This is a genomic window from Methylobacterium sp. WL9 (assembly GCF_008040035.1).
Classification (GTDB): domain Bacteria; phylum Pseudomonadota; class Alphaproteobacteria; order Rhizobiales; family Beijerinckiaceae; genus Methylobacterium; species Methylobacterium thuringiense.
Genome location: NZ_VRVE01000067.1, coordinates 1 through 23,505, shown reverse-complemented (window position 1 = coordinate 23,505; position 23,505 = coordinate 1). Strand labels below are relative to the sequence as shown.

17 protein-coding genes, 1 pseudogene, 1 riboswitch and 1 other annotated feature are annotated in these 23,505 nt (G+C 69.2%); of the genes and pseudogenes, 7 read left to right on the top strand and 11 right to left on the bottom strand.

Going from position 1 to position 23,505, the window contains the following annotated elements; translation table 11 throughout:
- Window positions 1–111 (top strand): annotated as a pseudogene (locus FV217_RS17035) (IS630 family transposase); the annotation flags it as partial.
- A 12-nt stretch (window positions 112–123) separates the two neighbouring features.
- Here the strand turns inward: FV217_RS17035 and FV217_RS17030 are convergent.
- Window positions 124–1,292, bottom strand: a protein-coding gene (locus FV217_RS17030; protein WP_147818364.1) for an IS3 family transposase whose coding sequence is annotated in 2 segments (ribosomal slippage) — window positions 124–1,028 and window positions 1,028–1,292 — 1,170 coding nt in all. Because the reading frame shifts where the segments join, the coding sequence is not laid out codon by codon here.
- Between the two features lie 690 nt (window positions 1,293–1,982).
- Here FV217_RS17030 and FV217_RS17025 point away from each other — a divergent pair.
- Both FV217_RS17025 and FV217_RS17020 read left to right on the top strand, forming a co-directional pair.
- The gene (locus FV217_RS17025; protein WP_187272611.1) at window positions 1,983–3,065 is read left to right on the top strand and encodes a Hint domain-containing protein; all 1,083 of its coding nucleotides are present in this window, start codon (window positions 1,983–1,985) and stop codon (window positions 3,063–3,065) included.
- Window positions 3,065–4,270: a glycosyltransferase gene (locus FV217_RS17020; protein WP_147818362.1), complete on the top strand. Its 1,206-nt coding sequence runs from the start codon at window positions 3,065–3,067 to the stop codon at window positions 4,268–4,270. Before FV217_RS17025 ends, FV217_RS17020 begins: the two co-directional genes overlap by 1 nt.
- A gap of 332 nt (window positions 4,271–4,602) precedes the next feature.
- Here FV217_RS17020 and FV217_RS17015 read toward each other — a convergent pair whose 3' ends face one another.
- The 7 genes from FV217_RS17015 to FV217_RS16990 all read right to left on the bottom strand — a co-directional run bounded on the left by FV217_RS17015 (window position 4,603) and on the right by FV217_RS16990 (window position 10,642).
- Complete coding sequence (locus FV217_RS17015; RefSeq protein ID WP_147818361.1) at window positions 4,603–5,841, bottom strand: cytochrome P450; 1,239 nt, start codon at window positions 5,839–5,841, stop codon at window positions 4,603–4,605.
- Between the two features lie 11 nt (window positions 5,842–5,852).
- Entirely contained in the window at window positions 5,853–7,145 is a 1,293-nt protein-coding gene (locus FV217_RS17010; protein ID WP_147818360.1) for an FAD-dependent oxidoreductase, read from the bottom strand.
- Window positions 7,142–7,342, bottom strand: a complete 201-nt coding sequence (locus tag FV217_RS17005) for a ferredoxin (protein WP_147818367.1) — start codon at window positions 7,340–7,342, stop codon at window positions 7,142–7,144. Before FV217_RS17005 ends, FV217_RS17010 begins: the two co-directional genes overlap by 4 nt.
- A 67-nt stretch (window positions 7,343–7,409) precedes the next feature.
- Window positions 7,410–7,577, bottom strand: a complete 168-nt coding sequence (locus FV217_RS22985) for a hypothetical protein (protein ID WP_187272610.1) — start codon at window positions 7,575–7,577, stop codon at window positions 7,410–7,412.
- On the bottom strand, window positions 7,574–8,941 hold the full coding sequence (locus tag FV217_RS17000; protein ID WP_147818359.1) for a glycosyltransferase: 1,368 nt from the start codon (window positions 8,939–8,941) through the stop codon (window positions 7,574–7,576). The genes FV217_RS22985 and FV217_RS17000 overlap by 4 nt, the downstream gene beginning before the upstream one ends.
- Before the next feature lie 102 nt (window positions 8,942–9,043).
- Window positions 9,044–9,310: a hypothetical protein gene (locus FV217_RS16995; protein ID WP_147818358.1), complete on the bottom strand. Its 267-nt coding sequence runs from the start codon at window positions 9,308–9,310 to the stop codon at window positions 9,044–9,046.
- Window positions 9,311–9,379: 69 nt separating this feature from the next.
- The gene (locus FV217_RS16990) at window positions 9,380–10,642 is read right to left on the bottom strand and encodes an MFS transporter (RefSeq protein ID WP_147818357.1); all 1,263 of its coding nucleotides are present in this window, start codon (window positions 10,640–10,642) and stop codon (window positions 9,380–9,382) included.
- A 267-nt stretch (window positions 10,643–10,909) separates the two neighbouring features.
- Between FV217_RS16990 and FV217_RS16985 the strand changes: the two genes are divergently transcribed.
- Complete coding sequence (locus FV217_RS16985) at window positions 10,910–11,761, top strand: FkbM family methyltransferase (protein ID WP_187272609.1); 852 nt, start codon at window positions 10,910–10,912, stop codon at window positions 11,759–11,761.
- 50 nt (window positions 11,762–11,811) lie between these two features.
- On the opposite strand, the gene FV217_RS16980 is transcribed toward FV217_RS16985, so the two are convergent.
- Window positions 11,812–13,290 carry a SulP family inorganic anion transporter gene (locus tag FV217_RS16980; protein WP_147818355.1) on the bottom strand — a complete coding sequence of 493 codons (1,479 nt, stop codon included), beginning with the start codon at window positions 13,288–13,290 and terminating at the stop codon, window positions 11,812–11,814.
- A gap of 65 nt (window positions 13,291–13,355) precedes the next feature.
- Window positions 13,356–13,411, bottom strand: a sequence feature (sul1 is cis-regulatory element that is thought to sense ions involved in sulfur or methionine metabolism; They are found in Alphaproteobacteria).
- A 280-nt stretch (window positions 13,412–13,691) separates the two neighbouring features.
- Between FV217_RS16980 and FV217_RS16975 the strand changes: the two genes are divergently transcribed.
- Entirely contained in the window at window positions 13,692–16,436 is a 2,745-nt protein-coding gene (locus tag FV217_RS16975; protein WP_147818354.1) for a PAS domain-containing protein, read from the top strand.
- 78 nt (window positions 16,437–16,514) lie between these two features.
- On the opposite strand, the gene FV217_RS16970 is transcribed toward FV217_RS16975, so the two are convergent.
- Both FV217_RS16970 and FV217_RS16965 read right to left on the bottom strand, forming a co-directional pair.
- On the bottom strand, window positions 16,515–18,551 hold the full coding sequence (locus FV217_RS16970) for a TonB-dependent receptor (protein ID WP_246682889.1): 2,037 nt from the start codon (window positions 18,549–18,551) through the stop codon (window positions 16,515–16,517).
- 224 nt (window positions 18,552–18,775) lie between these two features.
- Window positions 18,776–18,978, bottom strand: a riboswitch (cobalamin riboswitch).
- Between the two features lie 121 nt (window positions 18,979–19,099).
- Window positions 19,100–21,388, bottom strand: a complete 2,289-nt coding sequence (locus FV217_RS16965) for a TonB-dependent siderophore receptor (RefSeq protein WP_147818353.1) — start codon at window positions 21,386–21,388, stop codon at window positions 19,100–19,102.
- Between the two features lie 517 nt (window positions 21,389–21,905).
- Between FV217_RS16965 and msuE the strand changes: the two genes are divergently transcribed.
- Complete coding sequence (gene msuE / locus FV217_RS16960; RefSeq protein ID WP_147818365.1) at window positions 21,906–22,472, top strand: FMN reductase; 567 nt, start codon at window positions 21,906–21,908, stop codon at window positions 22,470–22,472.
- Between the two features lie 13 nt (window positions 22,473–22,485).
- Window positions 22,486–23,451: an aliphatic sulfonate ABC transporter substrate-binding protein gene (locus tag FV217_RS16955; RefSeq protein WP_147818352.1), complete on the top strand. Its 966-nt coding sequence runs from the start codon at window positions 22,486–22,488 to the stop codon at window positions 23,449–23,451.
- The last annotated feature ends 54 nt before the right edge of the window (window positions 23,452–23,505 follow it).

The following is a 23,505-nucleotide window of genomic DNA, read 5'->3' as shown; positions in this document are numbered from 1 at the left end:
ACCGTCACCGACCTCCGGCAGGCGATCCAGAACGCGTTCGCTGCCTTCACCCCTGCCGAATGTCGCAACTACCTCGCCGCCGCTGGATACGATGCATACGATCCAGCATGATCGGATGCGGCTCTAGTGCATCGCCGGTCTGGTGACGATGGTGGGGCTGACGAACGGCGTTGAGCTGCTCGGTTCGGTTGGCCAGATGACGACCTCTGGCGCAGGCGGCTGGTAGCCGAGTGACGAGTGAGGACGAATGCTGTTGTCGTGCCTGCGCCATTGCTCGATCACGACGCTGGCCTCTTTGAGGGTGTGGAACACCTCGCCGTCGAGAAGTTCGTCCCGCAGTTTGGCGTTGAAGCTCTCGCAATAGCCGTTCTCCCACGGACTGCCCGGCTCGATGTAGGCGGTCTGCGAGCCAACGGCTGCGATCCAGTCCTGGACCGCTTTGGCGATGAACTCCGGCCCGTTGTCCGAGCGGATATGACCCGGCATACCGCGCAGGCTGAACAGATCCGAGAGAACATCGATCACGTCGAGTGTCTTCAGCTTGCGAGATATACGGATAGCCAGGCACTCGCGCGTGAACTCATCGATGACGTTCCGCATCCGGTACTTGCGACCGTTGTGTGTGCGGTGCTCGACGAAGTCGTAGGACCAGACATGGTCGGGACGCTCCGGTCGCAGCCGCATGCACGAGCCGTCGTTGAGCCAGAGGCGCGACCGCTTCGGCTGGTGTGCGGGAACCTTGAGCCCCTCTCGTCGCCAGATCCGTTCGACGCGCTTCACGTTCACCGTCCAGCCATTACGCCGGAGCATCGCCGTGATCCGACGGTAGCCGTAGCACCCGTACTGGAGAGCGAGAGCGACGATGGCAGCCGTCAGAGCGACCTCGTCCTCGACTACGACGGCGGATGTGCGTTGCGTCGAGCGATGCTGGCCCAGGACACGGCAAGCGAAGCGTTCCGACACGCCGTGCTCGGCAACAACGTGGTCGACACAAGCCCGGCGGCGAGCCGGGCTCAGAAGTTTCCCGAAGCCGCCTCCTTCAAGATGAGCTTCTCAAGGGTGAGGTCAGAGATCGCCCTGCGCAGGCGCAGGTTCTCCGTCTCCAGGGATTTCAGCCGCTTGACCTGATCACCCTTCAAGCCGCCGTACTCGGAACGCCAGCGATCGTACGTGACCTCGGTCACCGCGATGGATCGAATTGCTTCAGCCACCTTGCGTCCTTGCGAGACCAAAACATCCACTTGACGAAGCTTGGCGACAATCTCTTCAGCCGTAAGCTTCTTCCGTCCCATGATGACATCCTCCACATGGCTCAAAGCCATACCTCAGGGAGGACCACTTTTCAGGGGCAGGCCAGCCGGCTGAAGGGCTCAAACACGCTCTGAGGGCAGACCTCTGCCCAGCTGCCCCGGGCCGCTCGCGAGCGAACGCCGACCGGTACCCACAGTGTGGGCTTCCTTCGAGTTTCGATCGAAAGCGGCAAATCTACCGCACGCAACACGATGCCAGACCGCTTTTCTGAAAAAGTCATTTCAGATCAGCATTCGACGAGATGGAAAGTGTTTTCTGTTATAAAGCCTAGATCGTATTCAAATCCTTACTACAGATGTCCCTGCAATAAGGGGACTGAAATGTCAGAAACTTTCCAAAATTCGGTGTTTGGCGCCGGCAAATCATCGCTCGGCGCTAGTGTTCTTGGAGGATATACCGGGACGACGCTTGCCAGCGGAGCCGCGAGCGTGACCGTGAACGGAACGATCAATCGGCCGAACTCGCCCGTCACCCTCGATCTTAATATCGGTGGCATTTTGGAGGCAGGGTTACCCGGCACCTACACTGGTTTCAGCCTGCCACTCGTAGGAACCGAACCAGTTTACTACTTCGATGTTACGCCTACCGGGTTTCAGGCGCCGGTCACTGTGGCTGTCAGCGCCGGATCACTTCCGCCGCTGAATCTGTTGACCCCGATCAACAGATTGGACGTGACTGCTCCCGACAGCCCGTCGATCGTCTGCTTCGTCACCGGCACGCTGATCCAGACGACGCGCGGCGACGTCGCGGTCGAGGATCTCGCGGTGGGCGACCTCACGGTCACCGCCTCCGGTGCGCAGCGCCCGATCCGCTGGATCGGAAGCCGCACGATCGATTGCACGCGCCATCCCCGTCCGGCCGAAATCCTGCCCGTGCGCATCGCGGCCGGCGCCTTCGCCGAGAACCGGCCCTCGCGCGACCTGCTCGTCTCCCCCGGCCACAGCCTCTGCTTCGACGTGCTCGGCGAGGTGCTGATCCCGGCCTCGTCGCTCGTCAACGGGACGACGATCACCCATCAGGACGTCGAGACGGTGACCTACTGGCACGTCCAGCTCGACAGCCACGATATCCTGATCGCCAACGGCCAGCCGGCCGAGAGCTATCTCGACATGGGCAACCGCTCTTTCTTTGCGGACGGCGACGTGGTCGCACTCGACGCGACGCCCGATGCCGACGCCGCCGCGCGCACCCATGCCGATTTCTGCCGCCCGTTCCACGCCGGAGGCGCGCTGGTCGACGCCGTGCGCGGACAGGTCCAGGCTCGCGCCGAACGTCTCGGCTGGCGGCACGACGACGCCCCGTGGGCGGACATGCACATGATGGTGGACGGCGAACGGATCGACGCCGACACGCACGGCCTCGGCGCCCGCTTCGTGCTGCCGGCCTCAGCGAAGGACGTCTGGCTGATCTCGCAGACCAGCGTGCCGTGCGAAGTCTCGAGCAATCCGGACCCGCGCCGTCTGGGCCTCTGCATCCAGGGCATCACGATCGACGACGGCGTCGGCGATAAGCGCTCCGTCGCGCTCGACGATCCCCTGCTCTGCCTCGGCTTCCACGACTGCGAGGAGGGCGTGCGGCGCTGGACGGCGGGGCGGTCCCGGCTTCCGGCGGCCCTGTTCGACGGCTGCCGTGGCACGGTGTTCCTGCGCATCGAACTCGTGCGCCATGCCTTGCCGCGCTGGGTCGCGCCCGAGGCGGCCGTCGCCGTCGAGACCATGCGTGGCGCTCCGCTCCTGAGCCTGGTCGCCGCCTGATGGCGGCCGCCCTCGAGGCCGGCGCCTCGGGGGCGGCGCCGCGTGGTACGGTCACCGGCATGAGACGAGCGATGCTCCAAGGTAGCCCCGTCCCAATCGGCCAGGACAAGGCGCGCCCCGTACCGAAGGTACTGTACTGGCGCGAGACGACGGACGCGCAGCCGTTCGAGACCGGCATCCAGCGCGTCACCCGCCGTCTCGCCGACGGGCTCGTCCGGCGCGGCTTCGATCTGGCGGCGACAGGCTGGGATCCGGTGCGCCGGCTGTTGCGCGTATGCGAGACCGCGGCAGGCCCGGGAGCGGAATGGCTGCTGCTCCCCGAGATCCCGATGTCGATGCTGGGCGAGGGACCGGATCCGATCCAGCTCGCCCACGCGCACGGGCTGCGTGCTGCCGCGATCGTTCATGACCTCATCCCCATCCGGCTGGCGCAGCTCTACGGGCCGCTCGAACGGGCCGTGTACCGGCGCTACTTCCGCATGTTCGCCGGCGCCGACCTTGTCTTCGCGACGACCGGTCTCGTGGCCGGGCACCTGCGCGCATATCTGGAGGCGGAGGGCCTGAGGGTTCCGCCGATCGCGGTGGTGCCGCTGCCGGGCCAGTTCGCGGATCGGCCGCGGGTGCGGGAAATCTCCCCGCCGCGTCGGCCGGACGAGCCGCTTCGGCTGCTGACCGTCGCGACCTGGGAACCGCGCAAGAACCTGCCGCGGCTGCTGCGCGCGGTGCGGCTGGCACAGGACCGGAGCGGGCAGGCGATTCACCTGACCCTGATCGGACGCCGCACCGGATACGCCGACCACGACGCCGAGATCGAAGCGCTGCTCGCCGTCACGCCGGGAGCCACGGCACAAGGCCGCATCGGGGATGGCCGGCTGGCCGGGCTGTATGATGCCCACCACGCGAGCGTGTACCCGTCCTGCGAAGAGGGGTTCGGGATGCCCGTCCTGGAAAGCCTCTGGCTGGGGCGGCCCTGCCTCTGCCATGCGGGCTCGGCGATGGCGGAGGTGGCGCCGGGCGGCGGCACGCTCATGACGGACATGGACGGCGACGACGGCGTCGCCGCGGGCCTGATACGGCTGGCCACCGAACCGGCCATGCTCGAACGCCTTACGGCGGAAGCGGTCGCACGCCCGCTGCGGACCTGGGACGACTACGCCGCGGACGTGGCGGAACGGCTGCGGCAAGGGATCTCCGACGGCCCGTGAGGGGCCGCGAACCGGAACGAGCCGTGCGAAGCGGCCCGTTCCGGTCTCGACGGGTCAAACCACCCGGTGCGAGGGCGGCTTCGGCGGCGGGGCGGGAAGCTCGACGAGTTCGCCCGTGAGCGGATTCAGGATCACCACATCAGCCTCCTGTGGTTGGCTGCGTGGCGGCATGGCCCGCCCCAAACCGGGCGAAAGCTTGTCCGTGCGCGTTGTCCACAGGGTGGACGGCCGGATCTCCCGCTCCCGTCGTCGCGGGCGCGGCACACGAGGACTGGGGCAAGGGCGGGGAGGGGCCGGCGCCGCGATGCAGGTTCGGCGGACCGGCCGTCGAATCAGGCGATGCGCTCGAGCCCGATCCCGAGTTTTTCCGGGCCGCGCAGGGAGGCGCCCGGCCGATAGGGCGGCGGGTCTTGTAGCAGGCGCGGGGCGACGAAGCGGCGCACGAGGGCGTTCAGCGCGATCTCGGTCTCGATCCGGGCGAGCGGCGCGCCGAGGCAGTAATGCAGGCCGCCGCCGAAGCCGAAATGCTGGTTGTCCTCGCGGTCGGGGTCGAAGCGGTCCGGATCGGCGAAGCGGGCCGGGTCGCGGTTGCCGGCGGCGAAGAGCAGGATGACGGGGGCTCCCGCCGGAATGGTGGTGCCGGCAATGTCGATGTCGCCGAGCGCCTTGCGGGTCCGGAAATGCACCGGCGGCTCGTAGCGCAGCAGCTCCTCGATGAGACGCGGGGCGCGCTCGGGATCCCGGCGCAGCTTGTCCAGCTCCTCGGGGTGCCGGATCAGCGTCAGCATGCCGTTGGTGATGAGGTTCACCGTGGTCTCGTGGCCGGCGACCAGGAGCAGGATCGCCGAGGCGATCAGGTCGAAATCCCCCATGGCGGGCTTGCCGGGCTCGGGGTTGGCGAGGCCGCTGAGCATGTCGTCGGCGGGGTTCTTGCGTTTCTCCTTGATCAGGCCGCGCATGTAGTCGGAGATCGCGTCGAAGGCGGTGGCGGTGGCGTGGCGCGCCTCCTCGTCGCCGCGGGAATCCGGCTCCAGGGCCGTGGCGAGCACCGTCGCCCATTTCTGGAACTGCTCCTCGTCCTCCTCCGGCACGCCGAGCAGCCGGCAGATCACCATCACCGGCAGCGGATAGGAAAAGTCCTCGACGAGGCAGATCTCGTCACGGCCCTGAAGCTTGTCGATCAGGTCCTCGACGATGCCTTCGACCTCGCGGTGGACGCCGCGGACCCGGGGGATGGTGAACTGCTCCATGACGATGGCGCGAAGCGTATCGTGATCCGGTGGATCGCGAAAAATCAGCGGCCGGTGCGCGTTGACGACGCGGTTCTTGATCGGGTTGACGATCCAGTCCTTGAACGGGTTGCCGGTGGGCGGCCGCTGCGAGGGCGGCAGGTCTTCCGAGCTCAGGCGCGGATCGAAGATCAGGCCCCGGATCGCCGCGTGGGTGCTCACCACGTAGCTGCCGTCGCCCTGGCGCGACACGGGCGTCTCCCGGAGGCGCGCATAGAGCGGGTAGGGGTCTGCCCGGTTGGCCGGGTCCGTGACCTCGGCGAAGAGCGTGTCGTGCGACATGGCGGGGTGTCTCAACGCGAACGGGGCTGGGGAAAATCCGGAACCCCGAAATCCTTGATCGACTGGTCGGTGGCGCCGAGGATCGGCGGGAAGGCGGCGCCGGCCTCGATGCGCTCGGCATAGGCCGGCAGCCAGCGGGCCTGGTCGAAGGAGATCGCGGCGATCGTACGCCCCTCGCGCCCGTAGACGGCGAGGAAGCGGCGCGAGGCCCGCGAGCCCTGCATCACGGCCACCGTGTCGGCACCGTCCGCGAGGCCGACGCCCTTGATGTTGATGCCGAACTGGCTCGACCAGAAGGCGGGCAGGTGCCGGTATTCCTGCTGGTCGTCCTCGGCCGCCAGCATGTTGCGCGCGGCGTGGCCCGCCTGCGCGACGGCGTTGCCCCAGTGCTCGAAGGCCGCGAGCCGGCCGACATGGAGCGGGTTCGGGGTGCGCGCGACGTCGCCGGCGGCGTAGATGCCGGGGGCCGGCTGCCCGTCCGCGTCGAGCGCCCGGCAGGCGACGTCGCAGGTCAGGCCGCCTTCGTCCGCCATCAGGCCGGCATCGGCCAGCCAGCCGGTGTCGCGGGTCGCGCCGAGCGCCACGATCACGCAATCCGTCTCGATCGCCGCGCCCTGCTTCAGCCGCGCCCGGCAGACCCGGCCGGCGTCATCGGCCTCGAACGCGTCGACATGAGTGCCGGGCCGGAAGTCGACGCCGGCCGTGTCGAGGCAGGAGACGATGACGCCCCCGATCCGGCTGCCGAGGATGCGGGCGAGCGGCGTCGGGTTCGGATCGGCGAGGGTGACGGCGAGGCCGAGATCGCGACAGCAGGAGGCCGCCTCGCAGCCGATCAGGCCGGCGCCGACGATGAGCACGCGCTTCGGGCCGGCGGCCAGGGCGGAGCGCAGGGCCGCGGCGTCGTCCCGGCTGCGCAGGGTGTGGATGCCGGAGGGCAGCGGGCCGGTCTTTTCCGTGACCGGCCAGGACCGCGCCCGGGCGCCGGTGGCGATCAGCAGTTTTTCGTAGGGCAGCGCGCTGCCATCCGCGAGGCGCAGCATGCGTGCGGCCCGGTCGAGTCCGACCGCCGGCTGGCCGAGCCGCCAGGTCGCGTCGAGATCGACGAGGTGGGGCAGGGCGGTGGCGTCGGGGCGCAGCTCCCCGGCGAGCACGTGCTTCGAGAGCGGTGGCCGGTCGTAGGGCTGGTAGGGCTCGTCGCCGACGAGGGTGAGCGGGCCGGCATAGCCGCCGCGCCGCAGGGCCTCCGCCCCGCGCAACCCCGCGAGCGAGGCGCCGACCACGACGACGCCGCGATCCGCGCTCACGCCTTCGCTCCCGTATCGAAGCTGATCGCCCGGACCGGGCAGGCCTGGGCCGCCCGCGCGATCTCGGCCTGCTTTTCGGAGGGCGGGGTGGGGTCGTAGAACAGGATCTCGTGGCCGCGCATCTCGAACTGCTCGGGCGCGGCGTAGCAGCACTGGGCGTAGCCCTGGCAGCGGTTGAGATCGACCACGACCCGCAGGGGGCGGGCTCCGGTCTCGTGAGGTTCGGTCATCGAAGGCCTGGATCGGGACGGGACGGACAGAGGATCACAGGCCCAGATAAGGGCCGCCCTGCTCGCCGGGATGCGGCATGAGGTGCGGGATCGAGCGCAACGGTGTGCCAGTGGCGAGAGACAGCACAAGGGCCGCGGCGCCGGAGACCAGGCGGGCCGGGACGCTGGCGGGAGACGCGATGCGGATCGGGATCGAGGTCATGACGCTCTCCTGTGCCGTGCCGGCGAGCCGGCATCGTTGGATGGTACCGCGCGCAACGGTGCGGATGGAGCGGGACGGCTCCTGTCGGAGCGCGGCCCGGCCCGGGTGAGATCGTCCAGTGCGGACAGGATTTCGTGCCGTGCGTCGCGGCCCGCGAGGGCGTCCGACAGCATTGCGGCACGCTTCCTGAACCGGGGATCGGCGAGCACGGTTCCGGTCGCCCCGCGCAGGGCAGCCGCGCTCGGCGTGTTGGTCGCGAGGTTCAGGCCGGCGCCGGACCAGCCGACGCGGGCGTTGATCTCGGCCTTGTCCTCGGTGAGGCCGGCCGAGACGATCGGCACGCCGGCCGCCAGGGCCATCGAGACGCTGCCATAGCCGCCATTGGTGACGAACAGGTCGACCTTCGGCAGCAGCGCGTCGAAGGGCAGGAAGGGCGCGACCCGGGCGTTGGCCGGGATCGGCACCCCGATCTCCTCCACCGGCCGCCCTCCCGTGGTGGCGATCACCAGAAGGTCGTCACGCTCGGCGAGCGCCTGGAGCGCCGGCTCCAGCAGCTCCGAAAGGTCGTGGTTGGCGAGCGTCCCCTGCGTCACCAGCACCACCCGCCTGCCGCCGTCGAGCTCGGGCCACCAGTCGGGGCGGGGTTGGCCGGACGGAGGGGCGCTCGACAGCATCCCGACGAAGCGGAGGCCCGGCGGCAAGGTGCCGTAGTCGTACTCGAATTCCGGCACGGTCGGCTGCAGGAAGGCGTCCGGCAGCACGGCGATGGAGTGGGGCAGGGAGGCCGGCAGCGGCGGCAGGCCCATGCGGGCGAGAACGGCGTCGGTGTAGGCGCGCACCGGGTTCACGAAGGCGGCGTCCATGCCGGCGCCGAGGACGGCGTAATGCGCGCGCTCGGCCTCCGTCTTCGCCGGCGGCAGGCCCATGCCGACGGGCGCCCTGTCGGGCCGGTCGAGGAACAGGAAACTCACGTTGACGGTGACGATCGGCGGGCGCGGGCGCTCGGCATCGAGCAGCAGCGGCAGCACGCCGAGGAACATGCTGCCGGCGACGACGACGTCCGGGCGTTCGCGGGCGATCAGCGCGCGCAGGGCTTCGGCCTGCACCGGCATCGGATCGATGAAGCGTCGCTCGAACTCGCGGCGGTAGCGCTCGGGCCCGGCGGGCAGGCTCGTCTCGCGGAATTCCGAAGCGCCATCGTCGGGATAGGACGCGAAGCGCAGGCCCGCGCCCTCCACCTTCATCGCGAAGGCGGCGGAGGTCGTGACGAGAACGTCGTCGCCGCGCTCGGCCAGCAGGCGGCCGATGGCGAGGAGTGGGTTGATGTGCCCCATGAGGGGCGTGGCGGCGATCAGGACCTTCATCGCGCTTGTCCTTGGGCTGCGGCGGGGCGTTGCCCTGGAGATCGTGCCCCGCAACCTCAGGGTTACCCCGTGCGCCGCTCGTGTGTGCGGTGCCGCACGAAACTACATCAGGTCCTTGGGCGGGACGCCGGGCGGCTCCTTCATCGCGTCGAAGGGGACCACGGCCATGAGGTGGCCGTCGCTCATCTTCACGACGTTGAACTGCTTCCCCGTGGCCTTGTCGGTGGCGACCGCGACCATGAGTTCCTTCGGCGCGAACGGCGTCACCGCAAAATCATGGCCCCAGGCGCCGACGAGACCCGAGAGGGAGGCGAACGCCGTCCCCGTGCCGGCCAGGAACCCCGCCAGCAGAATCGATCCCTTCAGCATCGCAGAGCTCCCATCGCAGGCGGCCGCATCGCAGCCGCTGCGAAATCTTCGCCCTGCCGGATCGGCGGGTTACGCGCGCCGCATCGCCCGGCCGAGCAGCAGTGTCAGGAGGCCGGCCGCGATCATGATCGCGGCGATGGCCGCGAGCGCGAGGTCGAAGCGGCCGGTGGCGTTCTTGATCCAGCCGACGAGGTAGGGACCGATGAAGCCGCCGAGCCCGCCGACGGCGTTGATCAGCGCGATACCCCCGGCGGCGGCGCTGCCGGTGAGGAGCGCGGTGGGCAGGGTCCAGAAGGTCGGAAGCGCGCAGAAGACGCCGAGCGTCGCAAGGCTCAGCAGCGCCATCGCCGCGACCGGCGCATCGGTCTGTCCGGACAGGGCCAGCGCCAGCCCGCCGAGGATCGCCGGGATCGCGACGTGCCCAATACGCTCCTGCCGCCGGTCGGAGCGGCGCGTCCAGGCGATCATGCCGGCCGCCGCGACCACGTAGGGAACCGCCGCGACGAAGCCGGTCTGGAGCGTGGTCAGCCCAAACCCCTTCACGATCTGCGGCAGCCACAGGCCGATGCCGTAGAGGCCGGCGCTGAGCCCGAGATAGACCAGGGCGAGCCCCAGCACCTGGGGATGCACCAGCGCCTGCCTCAGCCCGATTTTTTCGCGCGCCGTCGCCCTCCGGTCGCGTTCGATCTCCCGGGCGAGTTCGTCGCGCTCGGCGGGTGTCAGCCACGCCGCCGCCTCCGGCCGGTCGGTGAGGACGAAGAGCACTGCGATCCCGAGGAGCAGGCTCGGGGCCGCCTCCAGCAGGTAGAGCCATTGCCAGCCGGCGAGACCGTGCGCCCCGTCGGCGGCGGCCATGATCCAGGCCGAGAGCGGCGAGCCGATCGCCGCCGAGACCGGCACCGCCATCATGAAGGTGCCGACGATGCCGGCGCGGCGCTCGGAGGGGTACCAGTAGGTCAGGTAGAGGATGATGCCGGGAAAGAACCCGGCCTCGGCCAGACCCAGCAGGAACCGCACCAGGAAGAACGAGCGCTCGCCCACGACGAAGGCGGTGGAGGCCGAGACCAGCGACCACGAGATCATGATCCGCGCGATCCAGGCCCGCGCGCCGACCTTTTCGAGGACCACGTTGCTCGGCACCTCGAACAGGAAATATCCGAGGAAAAAGACGCCCGCCCCGAACCCGTAGACCGCCGCCGACAGGCCGAGGTCGCGGTTCATGGTCAACGCCGCGAAGCCGACGTTCACCCGGTCGAGATAGGCGACGAAATAGCAGAGCATCAGGAACGGCAGCAGCCGCCAGGACACCTTGCGCATCAGGGCATCGGTCATCGGATGGTTCGTTGCTTCGCGCGCGGCGGGACTGCCCGGGGGTGCCATAGCCCGAAAATGCCGGCGCGGCGTGCCGGAGCGCTTTCCGACGAAACGCTGCCGGTTCGTCGAAGGACGGCCCGGCAGCCCGGGAACCGCCGGACCGATGCGATCGGATGGGATACGCATCGAGCCGGAAAAGTGTTTACCGAGCCGCCGCCCCATTTTGGGTCGGCGCGTGCCGCCATGTCCCGCCCTGCCCGAACCGATCAGCAAGCGTGCAGCGCCATGACAACCGACCATCGAGCCCCCGCCGACAGCGGCGAGGCGCCGCTCCGGCTCCCGAACGGCGAACGCGTCCTCGTCGCCGGCACGTCGAGCGATCTCAGTGTGTTCGGTCCGCTGAAGGTGCTCGACGGCGACTGGGAGCCTCATCTGCGCGCCTGCTTCGCCCGGCTGGTGCGGCGCGATTGGACCTGCCTCGACATCGGCGCGAATATCGGCGCGCACACCCTCGGCCTCGCCTCGCTAGCCGGTTCGGTGATCGCCTTCGAGGCGGCCGACCGCAATGCCGCGCATCTGCGGTTCAACGTCGATCGCTCCGCCGATGCCGGCCGCGTCAAGGTCGCCAACCTCGCCCTATGGGACGCGCCGGCATGGCTGAGCATGGCCGCGGCCGAGGAGGTCGAGGGCTGCACCTTCGTGGCGTGCGGGGACGCGGCCGACAGCCTGACGCGGCTGCGTGCCAACATCCCGTCCGTGGCCGAGCGCGAACTGAACCTGACCCTCGACGCGGTCGAGGCCATGCGGCTCGACGACTGGCTCGACGTGCATCCGGTCCGCCGCCTCGACCTGATCAAGCTCGACGTCGAAGGCTCCGAGCGCCGCGTTCTGAGGGGCGCGCGCCGCACGCTCGACTGGTTCCGGCCGATCCTGATCACGGAATACAATCCCGGCTGCGCGACGCGATATTTCGGCGAGCCCGCGGACGCCTATTTCCACGATCTCCGTGTGCTGTTCTCCAGCATCCGGCTCATCGAACAGGACGGCACGCCGTCGGAGCCGATCGCGGATTGGGAGACGCTGGCCGCCCGGCTCTCGGCCGGCAAGGGCTGGGAAGACCTGTTGTGCGAGTACTGACCGGGGCGCAGCTCCGACGCTGAGGCGCGTCCTCCACATGCCCGCGGCACTCAATGCACCGCGAGCGACGCCCCCGGCTTGTCGTGCGTGCCGTGGCGCTCGACCAGCGTCGCGCTGGCCGCGTTGAGGCCGACGACCTCCACCTCGTGCCCGCGGGCGCGGGCCTTGAGGACGACGCTGTCGAGGGCGGCAACCGCCGAGATGTCCCAGAAATGCGCGGCGTGCACGTCGATGACGAGGCGCTCCACCGGCTCCAGCACGTCGACGGCGTCGGCGAAGGTGCGGGCGGAGGCGAAGAAGACCTGTCCGGTGACCCGGTAGGTCCGCACACGCCCGTCCGGCGAGAGATCGGACGTCACCCGGTTCAGGCGCGAGACCTTGCCGGCAAAGAACACCCCCGAGAGCAGCACGCCGACGAGCACGCCCAGCGCCAGGTCGCGGGTGGCGACGACCATCGCCACGGTGGCGAGCATCACGGCGGACGAGGGCAGGGGGTTGGTGCGGAGCGCCGCGAGCGAGCGCCAGGAGAAGGTGTTGAGCGAGACCATGATCATCACCGCCGTCAGCGCCGCCACCGGCACCACGGCGAGCAGGTCCTGCAGCGCCACGAGCAGCACCAGCAGGAAGCTGCCCGCCACCAGCGTCGAGAGCCGGCCGCGGGCGCCCGAGGAGACGTTGATCACGGACTGGCCGATCATGGCGCAGCCGCCCATGCCGCCGAACAGGGCCGAGGCGATGTTGGCGACGCCCTGGCCGGCGCATTCGCGGTTCTTGGAACTGCCGGTGTCGGTCATGTCGTCGACGATCTGCGCGGTGAGCAGGCTCTCCAACAGGCCGACGGCGGCGAGCGTCGCGGCGTAGGGCAGGAGGATGTGCAGCGTCTCGAAGGTGAGCGGCACCTGCGGCAGACTGAGGCTCGGCAGGGTCGAGGGCAGGGCGCCGAGATGCGCGACGGTGCGCACGTCGAGGTGGAACGCGGCGGTGACCGCCGTCAGCACCGCGATGGCGACGAGGGGCGAGGGCACGGCGCGGGTGAGGCGCGGCAAGCCGTAGATGATGGCGAGGCCGAGCGCGATTAGCCCGTATGTCGCCGTCGGCACGCCGATCAGCTCAGGCAACTGCGCCAAAAAAATCAGGATCGCCAGGGCGTTGACGAAGCCCGTCATCACCGATTGCGAGACGAAGCGCATCAGCCGGCCGAGCTTGAGCAGGCCGGCGAGGATCTGGATCAGCCCCATCAGGATCGTGGCGGCGAAGAGGTATTGGACGCCGTGGTCGCGCACGAGATCGACCATCACCACGGCGGTGGCCGCGGTGGCGGCCGAGATCATGGCCGGGCGCCCGCCGGCGAAGGCGATGACGATCGCGATCACCACGGAGGCGTAGAGCCCGACCTTCGGATCCACGCCGGCGATCACCGAGAAGCCGATGGCCTCGGGGATCAGCGCCAGGGCGACGACGAGGCCGGACAGGGTGTCCCCGCGCAAGTTCGAGACCCACGCGCGGGCGTATGTTTGGAACGATGTCATGAGGGAAATCCGCAGGAGACCGGCGGCCGCGCCGTGTCGGCGCGCTCCGGAAAAGGTCTCGAATGCGTGATCCGGCGGATCGGCGGCCGGAAGAGCCACCCGGGCTTGCACCGGGTCCAGGCGAATGCGGACGGCTTACGGAGATTGCCGCCGCGGCGCAACACGAGGGCCGGTCAGGTCAGGTTCAGCCGGGCCGGTCTTAACCTCAGGTATCGACGGCCCCGATGCCGGGTCTCGGACACACCATCTCGGGATCCCCGGCGCTTCGGTCGCGGGGACGATCCGGCCGGATACGCCCGGCCCCGTGAGTGATCCTTGTCGGATCCGGCGTTTCGGCGCATCACCCGATCAGGGTTCGGCCTCCCGTCCGAATGCGATCGAAGCGGACTCAGGGACAATCTATGGTGCCAGCCGCGCTCAGCGCGTCGAACGAGGCCGAGCGCAGGGCTGCCCTGGCGCGCTACGCGGTTCTCGATACCGAGGCCGAGGCGGATTTCGACGACATCGTCTCGGCGGCCTCGGCCGCCTGCGGCATGCCGGTCTCGCTGATCTCGCTCATCGACGGCGACCGGCAATGGTTCAAGGCGCGAGTCGGCCTCGCGTCCACCGAGACGCCGGTCCGGTTCTCGATCTGCGCGCATGCGGCGAGCCAGGACGACGTCTTCGTGATCCCCGACACGACCCGGGATCCGCGCACCGCCGACAACCCGCTGGTGACCGGCGACCCGAAGATCCGGTTCTATGCCGGGATGCCGCTCGCGACGCCGGAGGGCGTGGCGCTCGGCGCGCTCTGCGTCATCGACACCAAGCCGAACGACCTGAGCGCGGCGCAGCGGCTGATCCTGCGCACGCTTGCGCGCCAGGTCATGACGACGCTGGAGTTGCGCCGGGCCCTGCGCGAGCGCCGGGAGAGCGACCGCCGCAACGCGGCCATCCTCGAGAGCGCCGTCGATTACGGCATCATCTCGATGGATCTGGAGGGGCTCGTCACGAGCTGGAACTCCGGCGCGGAGCGGATCCTCGGCTGGAGCGAGGCCGAGATGCTGGGGCGGCACGCCCACGTCTTCTTCACCGACCAGGACGAGCGGGACCGGATCGCCGAGAAGGAGATGGGCAGCGCCCTGCTGCACGGGCGCGGCAGCGACGAGCGCTGGCACCGCAAGAAGGACGGCAGCCTGTTCTGGGCCAACGGCGAGATGATGCCGCTGCGCGACGAGCAGGGCACGCCGGAGGGCTTCATCAAGATCCTGCGCGACCGCACCGAGCAGCGCCTCGCCGCCGGGCGCCAGCGCGCCGACGCCGAGTTCATGCGCAGCGTGCTCGCGGCCTCGGCCGACTGCATCAAGGTGCTCGATCTCGACACCCGCCTCACCTTCATGAGCGAAGGCGGCATGCGGGTGATGGAGGTCAGCGACTTCAACGCGATCCAGGGCTGTCCCTGGCCGGATTTCTGGCAGGGCCAGGGCAATGCGGACGCGCTCGCGGCCATCGCGACGGCGCGGGCCGGCGGGACCGGGCATTTCCAGGGTTCGACCCCGACCATGGCCGGCAACCCACGCTGGTGGGACGTGCAGGTCACGCCGATTCCGGACGAGGACGGCCGGCCGGAGAAGCTTCTGGTGGTTTCGCGCGACATCACCGTCCAGAAGGATGCCGAGCGCCAGATCAGCGCCAGCGAGGCGCGCTGGCGCGGCCTGTTCACCGGCATGCAGGAAGGCTTCCTCACGGCCGAGCTCATCCGCGACCCGGAGGGGCACGCGACGGATTTCCGGTTCCTTGCGGTCAACCCCGCCTTCACTGCCCAGTCGGGTCTCCCGGCCGGCATCGCCGGCAGCACGATACGCGAGGCGGTGCCCGATATCGCGCAAAGCCTGATCGATACCTATGCCCGCGTGGTCGACACCGGCGTACCGGAGCTGTTCGAGATCGACGTGCCGGCGCTGGGGCGCACCTTCGAGGTGCGGGCCTTCAAGGAAGGCGGCCAGCGCTTCGCGGCCCTGTTCCTCGAGATCAGCGAGCGCAAGCGCACCGAGCGCCGCCGGGCCGCGCTGATCGAACTCGGCGACCGCGTGCGCGACCTCGGCGACAAGGGCGAGATCGCCGCCATCGCCGCCGCGATCATGGGGCGCATGCTCGACCTCTCCCATGCCGGCTACGGGGCGGTCGACCACGAGGGCGAGACCATCCTGATCTCGCAATGCTGGAGCGCACCGGGGCTGACGAGCCTCGCCGGGCTGCACCAGTTCCGCGAATACGGCTCCTACATCGCCGACCTCAAGGCGGGCGAGACCGTGCTCATCGCCGACACCGCCCGCGATCCGCGCTCCGCCAGCCAGGTCGAGGGCCTCGAGGCGATCGACGTGCGGGCCCTCGTGAACCTGCCGGTGATGGAGCACGGCCGCTTCGTGGCGATGTTCTACATCCTGAAGCGGGTGCCGCACGACTGGACGCCGGATGAGGTCGGCTTCCTGCGCAACGTCGCCGACCGGACGCGGGCGGCGATCGCGCGGGTCGAGGCCGAGGAGCAGCAGCAGGTCCTCAACCTCGAACTCAGCCACCGCATGAAGAACATGCTCGCGATGGTGCAGTCGATCGCCACGCAGACCATGCGCAACGCCGCCGACCTCGACGTGGCCAAGAGCGTGCTCGCCGGACGCCTGATCGCGCTCGGCAAGTCGCACGACCTGCTGCTTGGCGGCTCGCTCGGCTCGACGCCCCTCGACACCCTCGCCGAGAGCGCCCTGGAGCCCCATCGCGACGGGCCGGACCGCTTCGTCGTCTCGGGGCCGGCGGTGAACGTCGGGGCCAAGGCGGCGATGTCGCTGGCGCTGATCCTGCACGAACTCGCCACCAATGCCGCGAAATACGGGGCGCTGTCGCGGGCCGCGGGCCGGGTGACGCTCGCCTGGACCCTCCGGGACACCGCGACCGGCCCGCAGGTCCACCTGCTCTGGAGCGAGACCGGCGGCCCGCCGGTGGTGGCGCCGACCCGCACCGGCTTCGGCACCCGCCTGATCGCGCGCGGCCTCGCCGGCGATTTCGGCGGCGCGGTGACCCTCGGCTACCCCGCCGAGGGCGTCGTCTGCGCCATCGTCGCGCCGCTCAAGGAGCTGCAGGCCGAGGACGTGCGGCCGCCGCGGGATTGAGCGCTCCCACTGGCTGCGACGGTGCAGGGGGCGTTTCCGTGAAGCACCCGGTCTCGACGGCCGACGGGGCCGCCGGTCTCAGAACCGTCCGGCCAGCGTCAGCCGCACGGCCGTCGGCTCGACCGGGTGGAAGTGCCGGTCGGCGACGCCCTCCGCCGCCTCGCCCGGCAGCCGCGACTCGTAGAAATACGTGATCTGGTCGGCCCGGGCGTTGGTCAGGTTGAGGACGTCCAGCGCCAGGCTCATGCCGTTGTCGAAATTGTAGCCGATGCGGCCGTTGAGGAGCGCGGTCGGCTTCGAGCGCACGGAATTGTCCTCGATCAGGGGGCGCGGGCCGAAATAGCGGAAGCGCATGGCGCCGAACCAGCCGAGCGGCTCGCCGAAGGTGACACCGGCCGAGGCGATGGTGGTGGGCGCCTCCGGGATGCGGCTACCAGCGGGATCGAACTCGGTGAAGCGGGCATGGGTCACGGTGAGGTCGCCCTCCAGCGAGAGCCAGGAGGTCACGGCGTAGCGGTTGGTCCATTCGACGCCGTAGCGGCGGGTCGGGCGGCTCGGCTCGGTGGTGCCGCTGTCGCCCTGGAACAGGTTTTCCGAGGCGAAATCGAGCTGGAACAGCGTGACCGTCGTCACCAGCCTCGGCAGCGAGGCATTGCGGATGCCGACCTCGGAGCCGGTGGAGGGCACCAGGAAGGGCGACCGCTGCAAGTTGAAGAGGGGGCTCGACGGGTCGACCGTCGCGGTGACGCCGCGGGCGTCGTCCGAGTGGAAGCCGCCGCCGTAGTTCACGAACAGCTCGGTGTCGAACCAGGGTCCGAGCACCAGCCCGAGCTTCGGATTGACGATGCCGTCGCGCGCCTTGCCGGAATTGGCGGGCGTGTCGGAGACCACGTCGGCGTAGTAGCCGTCGGCGCGGAAGCCGATGCTGGTGCGCAGCCAGTCGGTCCATTTCACGCGATTGTCGAAGTAGAAGGCGCCGCTCGATTCGAAGATCCGGTCGTCGAGGATCCCGGAGCGAAACCGGCGGTTCGTGGTGTTGAACAGGCCGACGCGGATCGAGTCGGTGCGGGTCTGCACGCCGATCTCGTTCTCCATCGGCCGACCGAACAGGTCGCCCTGGAAGATGTGGGCCACCTCGCCGCCGCCGAGGATGCGCTGGTCGAGCTGGTGGAACTGGTCGCCGTTGGCCGGATCGTTGAGGAAATAGGTGAAGTCGTTGAACAGGTTCATCTGCTGGCGGATGACGTAGGCCGAAGCCCGCGTCACGCCGGTGTCGTCCGTCCCGCTCCAGCGGCCGGACAACGAAAAGCGCGAAGCATCGCCGCCGTCGGTGGGGTTCAGCGTGCCGAAGCGGCCGATCAGCCCCTCGGAGACGGCGCGGGCAGGGATCTGGTTGGTGGCGGTCCAGCGGCTGGCATAGGCCATGCCGGTGACGGAAAAGCCGTCGAGCTGAGTGCCCTGGCTGTAGCGGACGACGCCGTTCACCTTGCGCAACGCATCCGGCACCTCCCAGGGGCCGTCATAGACCTGGGCCTCGCCGGCCACGAGCAGGTGGCCTTCGCCCAAGGGCGCCGAGGCGATGGTGAGGGCGCGCTTGTAGCCGAAGCTGCCGATGGAGGTCAGCGCGAGGTTCTTCTCGACGGTGTCGAGGTAGTCGATGCGGACCGAGCCGGCGGAGGCGAAGTCGCCGTCGCGGGCGAAGTAGGGGCCCTTGTGGAATTCGACGCCGGCGACGAGTTCGGGGATCAGGAAATTGATGTCGGCATAGCCCTGGGCGTGGGCGTTGGTGCGCATGTTCACCGGCATGCCGTCGACATTGATGGCGATGTCGGTGCCGTGATCGAGGTTGAAGCCGCGGAGGAAGAACTGGTTGGCTTTGCCCTCGCCGGAATGCTGGGTGACGATGAGTCCGGGCACCGATTCCAGCACCTCGCCGGGCCGGGTGACCGGCCGGCTGTTCAGCGCCGCACCCGAGATGGTGTCGGCGCTGGCGGAATCGACGGTGCGCAGCGCGCCGCCGATCCCGGAGACGCCGCCGACATAGCCGGCGCTCGCGGCCGGGCCGCCGGACGAAGCGGGGACTGGGCCGGGCGCGCCTTCGCCGGCGACGGCGATCTCGTCGAGGCGGGCATCCTCGGCCGCGGCCGGCGCGGCGCAGGCCAGCAGGCCGAGGGCGGGCAGGACGAAACGCGCCGCGCGGGGCAGCGTTGGGACGGAACGGAAAACCGACAAGAGAACCTCGGGCGACGGCAGTGGCACGTCACCGCGAACAGGTCTCGCCACACGACGTCGGCCGCGTGCCTCGACACCCGCCGGAGCACCCCGCCCGACGCGTTTCGCGTGTGACCACGACTGACGGCAGGTCTCCTGGCTCACGGGTCGTCGCCGTCCATCCGTCTTCCCGGGTCGAGGAACCCAGTGACATCGGTGGTGGAAGGCTCGCCGCTTACAGTTGCGGGGGCAGCCGCGGCCTCGGGGTCCAAAGACCTCTCACCGCGTTCCCTTTTGATCCCCGAGGGGAACCGTCACGTCCGAGCTAGCGCTCTGGTTGCAACGCCGTCAACGCCGTGACGCGAATAGCCCAGCGCCGTCGCGTTTGCGCCACAGCAAGCACGACGTCATGCGGAGCGTAGCCCCGCCCATGCCGGGCGGGGCCGCTCGATTCACCACTTGTAGGCGAGGCTTCCCATCACGCGGCGGGCTTCGCCGTAGAAGCAGTTGCTCGTGTCCGTGCAGGAGGTCACGAAGCGGCGGTCGCCGAGATTGGCGGCCGTGATCGCCGCGCGCCAGCGGTCCCAGGTGTAATGCACCGTCGCATCGAACAGTACGTATTCCGGCACCGTCAGCGTGTTCAGGCCGTCGGCGAAGGACCGGCCGATGTAGCGCACGCCGCCGCCGAGACCGAAGCCGCGGAACTCGCCCACGGGGATCGTGTAATCCAGGAAAGCCGAGGCGAAGGTCTCCGGCGTGCCGATCGGCGTCAGGCCGAGGAGCGCCGTCTGCTGGCTCTTGATGTATTCCAGGTCGTAGTGGGTCACGGCCGCGACGACGTTCAGGCCGTCGAAGAGGTTGGCGACGAACTGCGCCTCGATGCCGCGCGAGCGGACGCTGCCCTGCTGCGTGGTGCTGCTGCCGTTGGCGAAGGCCGAGGGGATCGGCGGGTTGTCGCGGACGAGGTCGAACGCCGCCACCGTCAGGAAGTAGCCCGCGCCGATCGGCTGGAACTTCACGCCGACCTCGACCTGCTCGCCCCGGTCCGGCACTAGCGCGGTGTTCGTGATCGAGTCCCGGCCGATCTGCGGCTGGAACGAGGTCGAGTAGGCGACGTAGGGCGCCAGACCGAAATCGAAGTTGTAGATGAGCGCGATGCGCCCGGTGAGGGCCTGGTCGTCCCGGCTCGTGCTCGGGTCGCCGAAACGGCTGAACTTCACCTTCACGTCGCTCGTCGCGAAGTCCTGGCGCAGGCCGCCGACGAGGCTCAGGTTGTTGGTGAGCTTGATCTGGTCCTGGGCGTAGAGACCGAGCTGCGTGAAGCGCGGCACGTCGACGAGATTGACCGGCGCCCGGTCCTGCGCCGGACCGAAGGTCGGAGCGAGGAGATTGAGCGACGGCCCTGGAAACAGAACCTGCTGGTTGTCGTACAGGGTGTAGTTCTTGTAGTCGACGCCGAAGATCAGGTCGTGCTGAAACAGCCCGTCCGTGAAGCGCGCCTCGGCCTGGTTGTCGACCTGGAACAGGCTGACCTTGTCGGTGAAGCCGAACTGGTAGCGCCCGAGCTGCGTCTGTGCGGCATCGGTGTAGCCGAGCTGGCCGACATAGGAGTTCTGGTAGCCGTCGCTGAACGAGTAGCGGAGGTTCTGCCGCACGGTCCAGGTCTCGTCGACGGCGTGCTCGAACTCGTAGCCGGCGAAGAGCTGCTCGCGCTGGAAGTTGTTGAAGGTCGGATCGCCGACGTTCAGCGAGCGGTCGATGCGCAAGCCGCTCGCGTTCGGACGCACGGTGCCGGAATAGGGCAGGAAGTTCGAGGTCACCGCGCTCGAGTCGCGCTGATAGCTCGTCAGCAGGGTGAACGAGGTCGCGCCGTCCGGCTTATACGTGATCGCCGGGGCGATGTAGTAGCGGTCGGAATCGGCACCGTCGACCTGGGTTCCACCGGTCCGGCCGATGCCGGTGAGCCGATAGAACCAGTGTCCGGAATCGTCGGCGGGGCCGCCGAAGTCGAAGGCGCCGTAGACTTGGCCGAACGAGCCTCCGCCAACCTCGACGTAACCGAACGGCACCGTCGTCGGCCGCTTGGTGACCTGGTTGACGAGACCGCCCGGATTGCCGGCGCCGAACAGCACTGCGGACGGCCCGCGCAGCACCTCGATGCGCTCCAGGCCGAAGATCTCGGTCTTGAGGGTGCCGAAGCCGTAATTGAGAAGCTGCAGGCCGTCCTTGTAGATGCCGTAGTCGCTCGCCCGGAAGCCGCGCAGGTTGAAGAAGTCGACGCGCTCGTCCACGCCGGTGACGCCGGAATAGATGCCGGCCGTGTACTGGGTCGCCTGGGTCAGCGTCGTCGCGCCCTGCGCCTGGATCTGCTCGCGGCCGATCACCGAGATCGATTGGGGGGTCTCGATCAGCGGCGTGTCGGTCTTGGTGGCGGTGGCCGAGCGGGTCGCGACGTAGCCGTCGATCGGCCCCTTCGGATCCTCGCGCGGAATCCGGCCGTCGGCGCCGGGCCGGCTCACGGTGCCGGCGGTGCGGCCGACGCCGCTGCTGTCGACCGGCCTCACGCCGTTGGCCTGACCTTCGACCGCGATCTCGTCGAGCCGGGCCGTACTGCCCGAGGCCGTCTGGGCGCTGGCCGCTGTGATCGCCGCGGTGCTCACCCCGGCCAGCAACAGGACGAGCCCCGCCACCTTGCGGCGGCGCACCGGACCGGCGGTGGAGATGACAGAATTCGTACGCATGAGAGCCCCCATCGAAGGGCGCAAACGCCCCCGTTCGGACGCGCGCCACAGCACGTCCGCCGCTTGTTTAGAATGATGATAAGATGCTGATTTGCTTCAGCTTTTGTCGGATCGACGTTAATCCTGAGGTAATGCTTCGGCAACGCCCGTGCACGTTGAATTCTGGATACGTGATGGTTCTGCAACAGACCCGGCGGCGTGCCCGCCCCCGGAGGGAAGGGCGAGAAAATTCTCCCCCGGGCCGCCTCGGCGGAAAAGTCTTCGCTGAGAGCCAGCCTATAACGCAAGATCAATTCATTGACCGCGCAAGTCTTGCGGCAATACTATCGCGTGAATTGAGCGGTCGTCCGGAACGAACAACGCTCTCTCTGCTTTCTCGAAAACGCGATGTCGTGCCGCCGATCGTGGATATGTCGTGACGACATCCCCGATCGGCGCGCCGGCGGAGCGTCCGCCCCTCCACATGCAGGTCGTGCCCGATGACGTCTCCTTCCTTTGCTCCCGCAGGAGCCCGCTGATGGCCGTCCGCATCGTCGCCTTCTCCGGCAACACCCATCGCCCCTCGCGCACCCGCACCCTGGTCGAGGCCGTCGCCGCCGAGGTCGCGCGCCTGCGCAACGTCGATCTCAAGATCTTCGACCTCGTCGATGCCGGTACCGGCATCGCGGTGGCGAGCCGCGACGCCCTGCCGTTGCCGGCCGCGCGCATCGTCGAGGCGATCGAGGGGGCCGACGCGCTCATCGTCGGCTCGCCGGTCTACAAGGGCGCCTATAGCGGATTGTTCAAGCACCTCATCGACTTCGTCCATCCCGACGCGCTGGTCGGCAAGCCCGTGGTGCTCGCCGCCACCGGCGGCGGGCCGCGCCACGCGCTGGTCGTCGAGCATGCCCTGCGGCCGCTCTTCGGCTTCTTCTCGGCCCAGACCGTGCCGACCTCCGTCTATGCCGGCGATACCGAGATCGTGGACGGCCGCGTCGCCGACAACCTCGTGCTGGAGCGCGTCGCCCGAGCCGCGGCCGAACTCGACGTGCTGCTCGATCTCGACCTCCGGCAGAGCGATCGGCGGATCGCCGCCGCGCGCTGAGGTCTCACGCTGCATGATCACCCGACGTCTCGCCCTCGCAGGAGTGCTCGCGACCGCCTTGTCCGTCCCGTCGCGCCCTGCGCGGGCGGGGGAGGGCGGGTTGCTGCACGTCGGCTACCAGAAGAACGGGATCCTGGCGGTGGCCAAGGAGCAGGGCGCGATCGAGACGCGGTTGCGGTCGCTCGGCGTCGGCGTGACCTGGGTCGAGTTCTCCTACGGGCCGCCGCTGCTGGAGGCGCTAAGCCTCGGCAGCATCGATTTCGGGCAGGTCGGCGACGCCCCGCCGATCTTCGCGCAGGCCGCGAAGGCCGATCTCGTCTATGCGGCGGCCCAGCCGAACGGCGGCTCGGGCTCGGCGATCCTGCTGCCGAAAGGCTCAAAAATTCAGACGCTTGCGGACCTCAGGGGCAAGCGCGTCGCCTTCGCCAAGGGTTCGAGCGCTCACAACCTGACCATCGCCGCGCTGGAAAAGGCCGGTCTCGGCTACGGCGACATCGTACCGGTGACGCTGGCCCCGGCCGATGCGGCCGCCGCCTTCGCCCGCGGCGCGGTCGATGCCTGGACGGTCTGGGATCCGTACTTCGCCATCGCCGAGACGGGGGAGGGGGTGCGCATCCTGGCGCAGGCCTCCGAGATCACGCCGACCAACAACTTCTTCCTGGCGAACCGCACGGCGATCGAGGCCAGTCCCGAGCGCTTCACCGCCGCGATCGAAGCCCTCGGCGGCGTCGCTTCGTGGTGCGAGGCGAACCGTGCCGAGGTCGCCAGAAGCCTGTCGCGCATCACCGGCGTGCCGCTGCCGGCGACCGAGCGCACCGTCGCGCGCATCAAGTACGTGATCGCGCCGATGGATGCAGCACTCACCGCCGAGCAGCAGCGCATCGCCGACCGCTTTCACGGCCTGAAAATCATTCCGCGGGCGATCCGCGTCGCCGACATCGTCTGGACGCCGCCGGGCGTCCCGCGCAGCAACGGGTAGCCGCATGGCCGATTCCGCCCTTCCCGCCCTCGCCCGCAGCGCCGCCGCCCGGCC

What these genes read in the sequence shown, in the direction of transcription:
- FV217_RS22985 (WP_187272610.1), bottom strand. Translation starts at nt 7,577, where the DNA reads ATGACCTCGATCCCGATCCGCATCGCGTCTCCCGCCAGCGTCCCGGCC.
- FV217_RS17020 (WP_147818362.1), top strand. Translation starts at nt 3,065, where the DNA reads ATGGCGGCCGCCCTCGAGGCCGGCGCCTCGGGGGCGGCGCCGCGTGGT.
- FV217_RS16955 (WP_147818352.1), top strand. Translation starts at nt 22,486, where the DNA reads ATGATCACCCGACGTCTCGCCCTCGCAGGAGTGCTCGCGACCGCCTTG.
- FV217_RS16985 (WP_187272609.1), top strand. Translation starts at nt 10,910, where the DNA reads ATGACAACCGACCATCGAGCCCCCGCCGACAGCGGCGAGGCGCCGCTC.
- FV217_RS16965 (WP_147818353.1), bottom strand. Translation starts at nt 21,388, where the DNA reads ATGCGTACGAATTCTGTCATCTCCACCGCCGGTCCGGTGCGCCGCCGC.
- FV217_RS16995 (WP_147818358.1), bottom strand. Translation starts at nt 9,310, where the DNA reads ATGCTGAAGGGATCGATTCTGCTGGCGGGGTTCCTGGCCGGCACGGGG.
- FV217_RS16980 (WP_147818355.1), bottom strand. Translation starts at nt 13,290, where the DNA reads ATGACATCGTTCCAAACATACGCCCGCGCGTGGGTCTCGAACTTGCGC.
- FV217_RS17000 (WP_147818359.1), bottom strand. Translation starts at nt 8,941, where the DNA reads ATGAAGGTCCTGATCGCCGCCACGCCCCTCATGGGGCACATCAACCCA.
- FV217_RS16990 (WP_147818357.1), bottom strand. Translation starts at nt 10,642, where the DNA reads ATGACCGATGCCCTGATGCGCAAGGTGTCCTGGCGGCTGCTGCCGTTC.
- FV217_RS17015 (WP_147818361.1), bottom strand. Translation starts at nt 5,841, where the DNA reads ATGTCGCACGACACGCTCTTCGCCGAGGTCACGGACCCGGCCAACCGG.
- FV217_RS16975 (WP_147818354.1), top strand. Translation starts at nt 13,692, where the DNA reads ATGGTGCCAGCCGCGCTCAGCGCGTCGAACGAGGCCGAGCGCAGGGCT.
- msuE (WP_147818365.1), top strand. Translation starts at nt 21,906, where the DNA reads ATGGCCGTCCGCATCGTCGCCTTCTCCGGCAACACCCATCGCCCCTCG.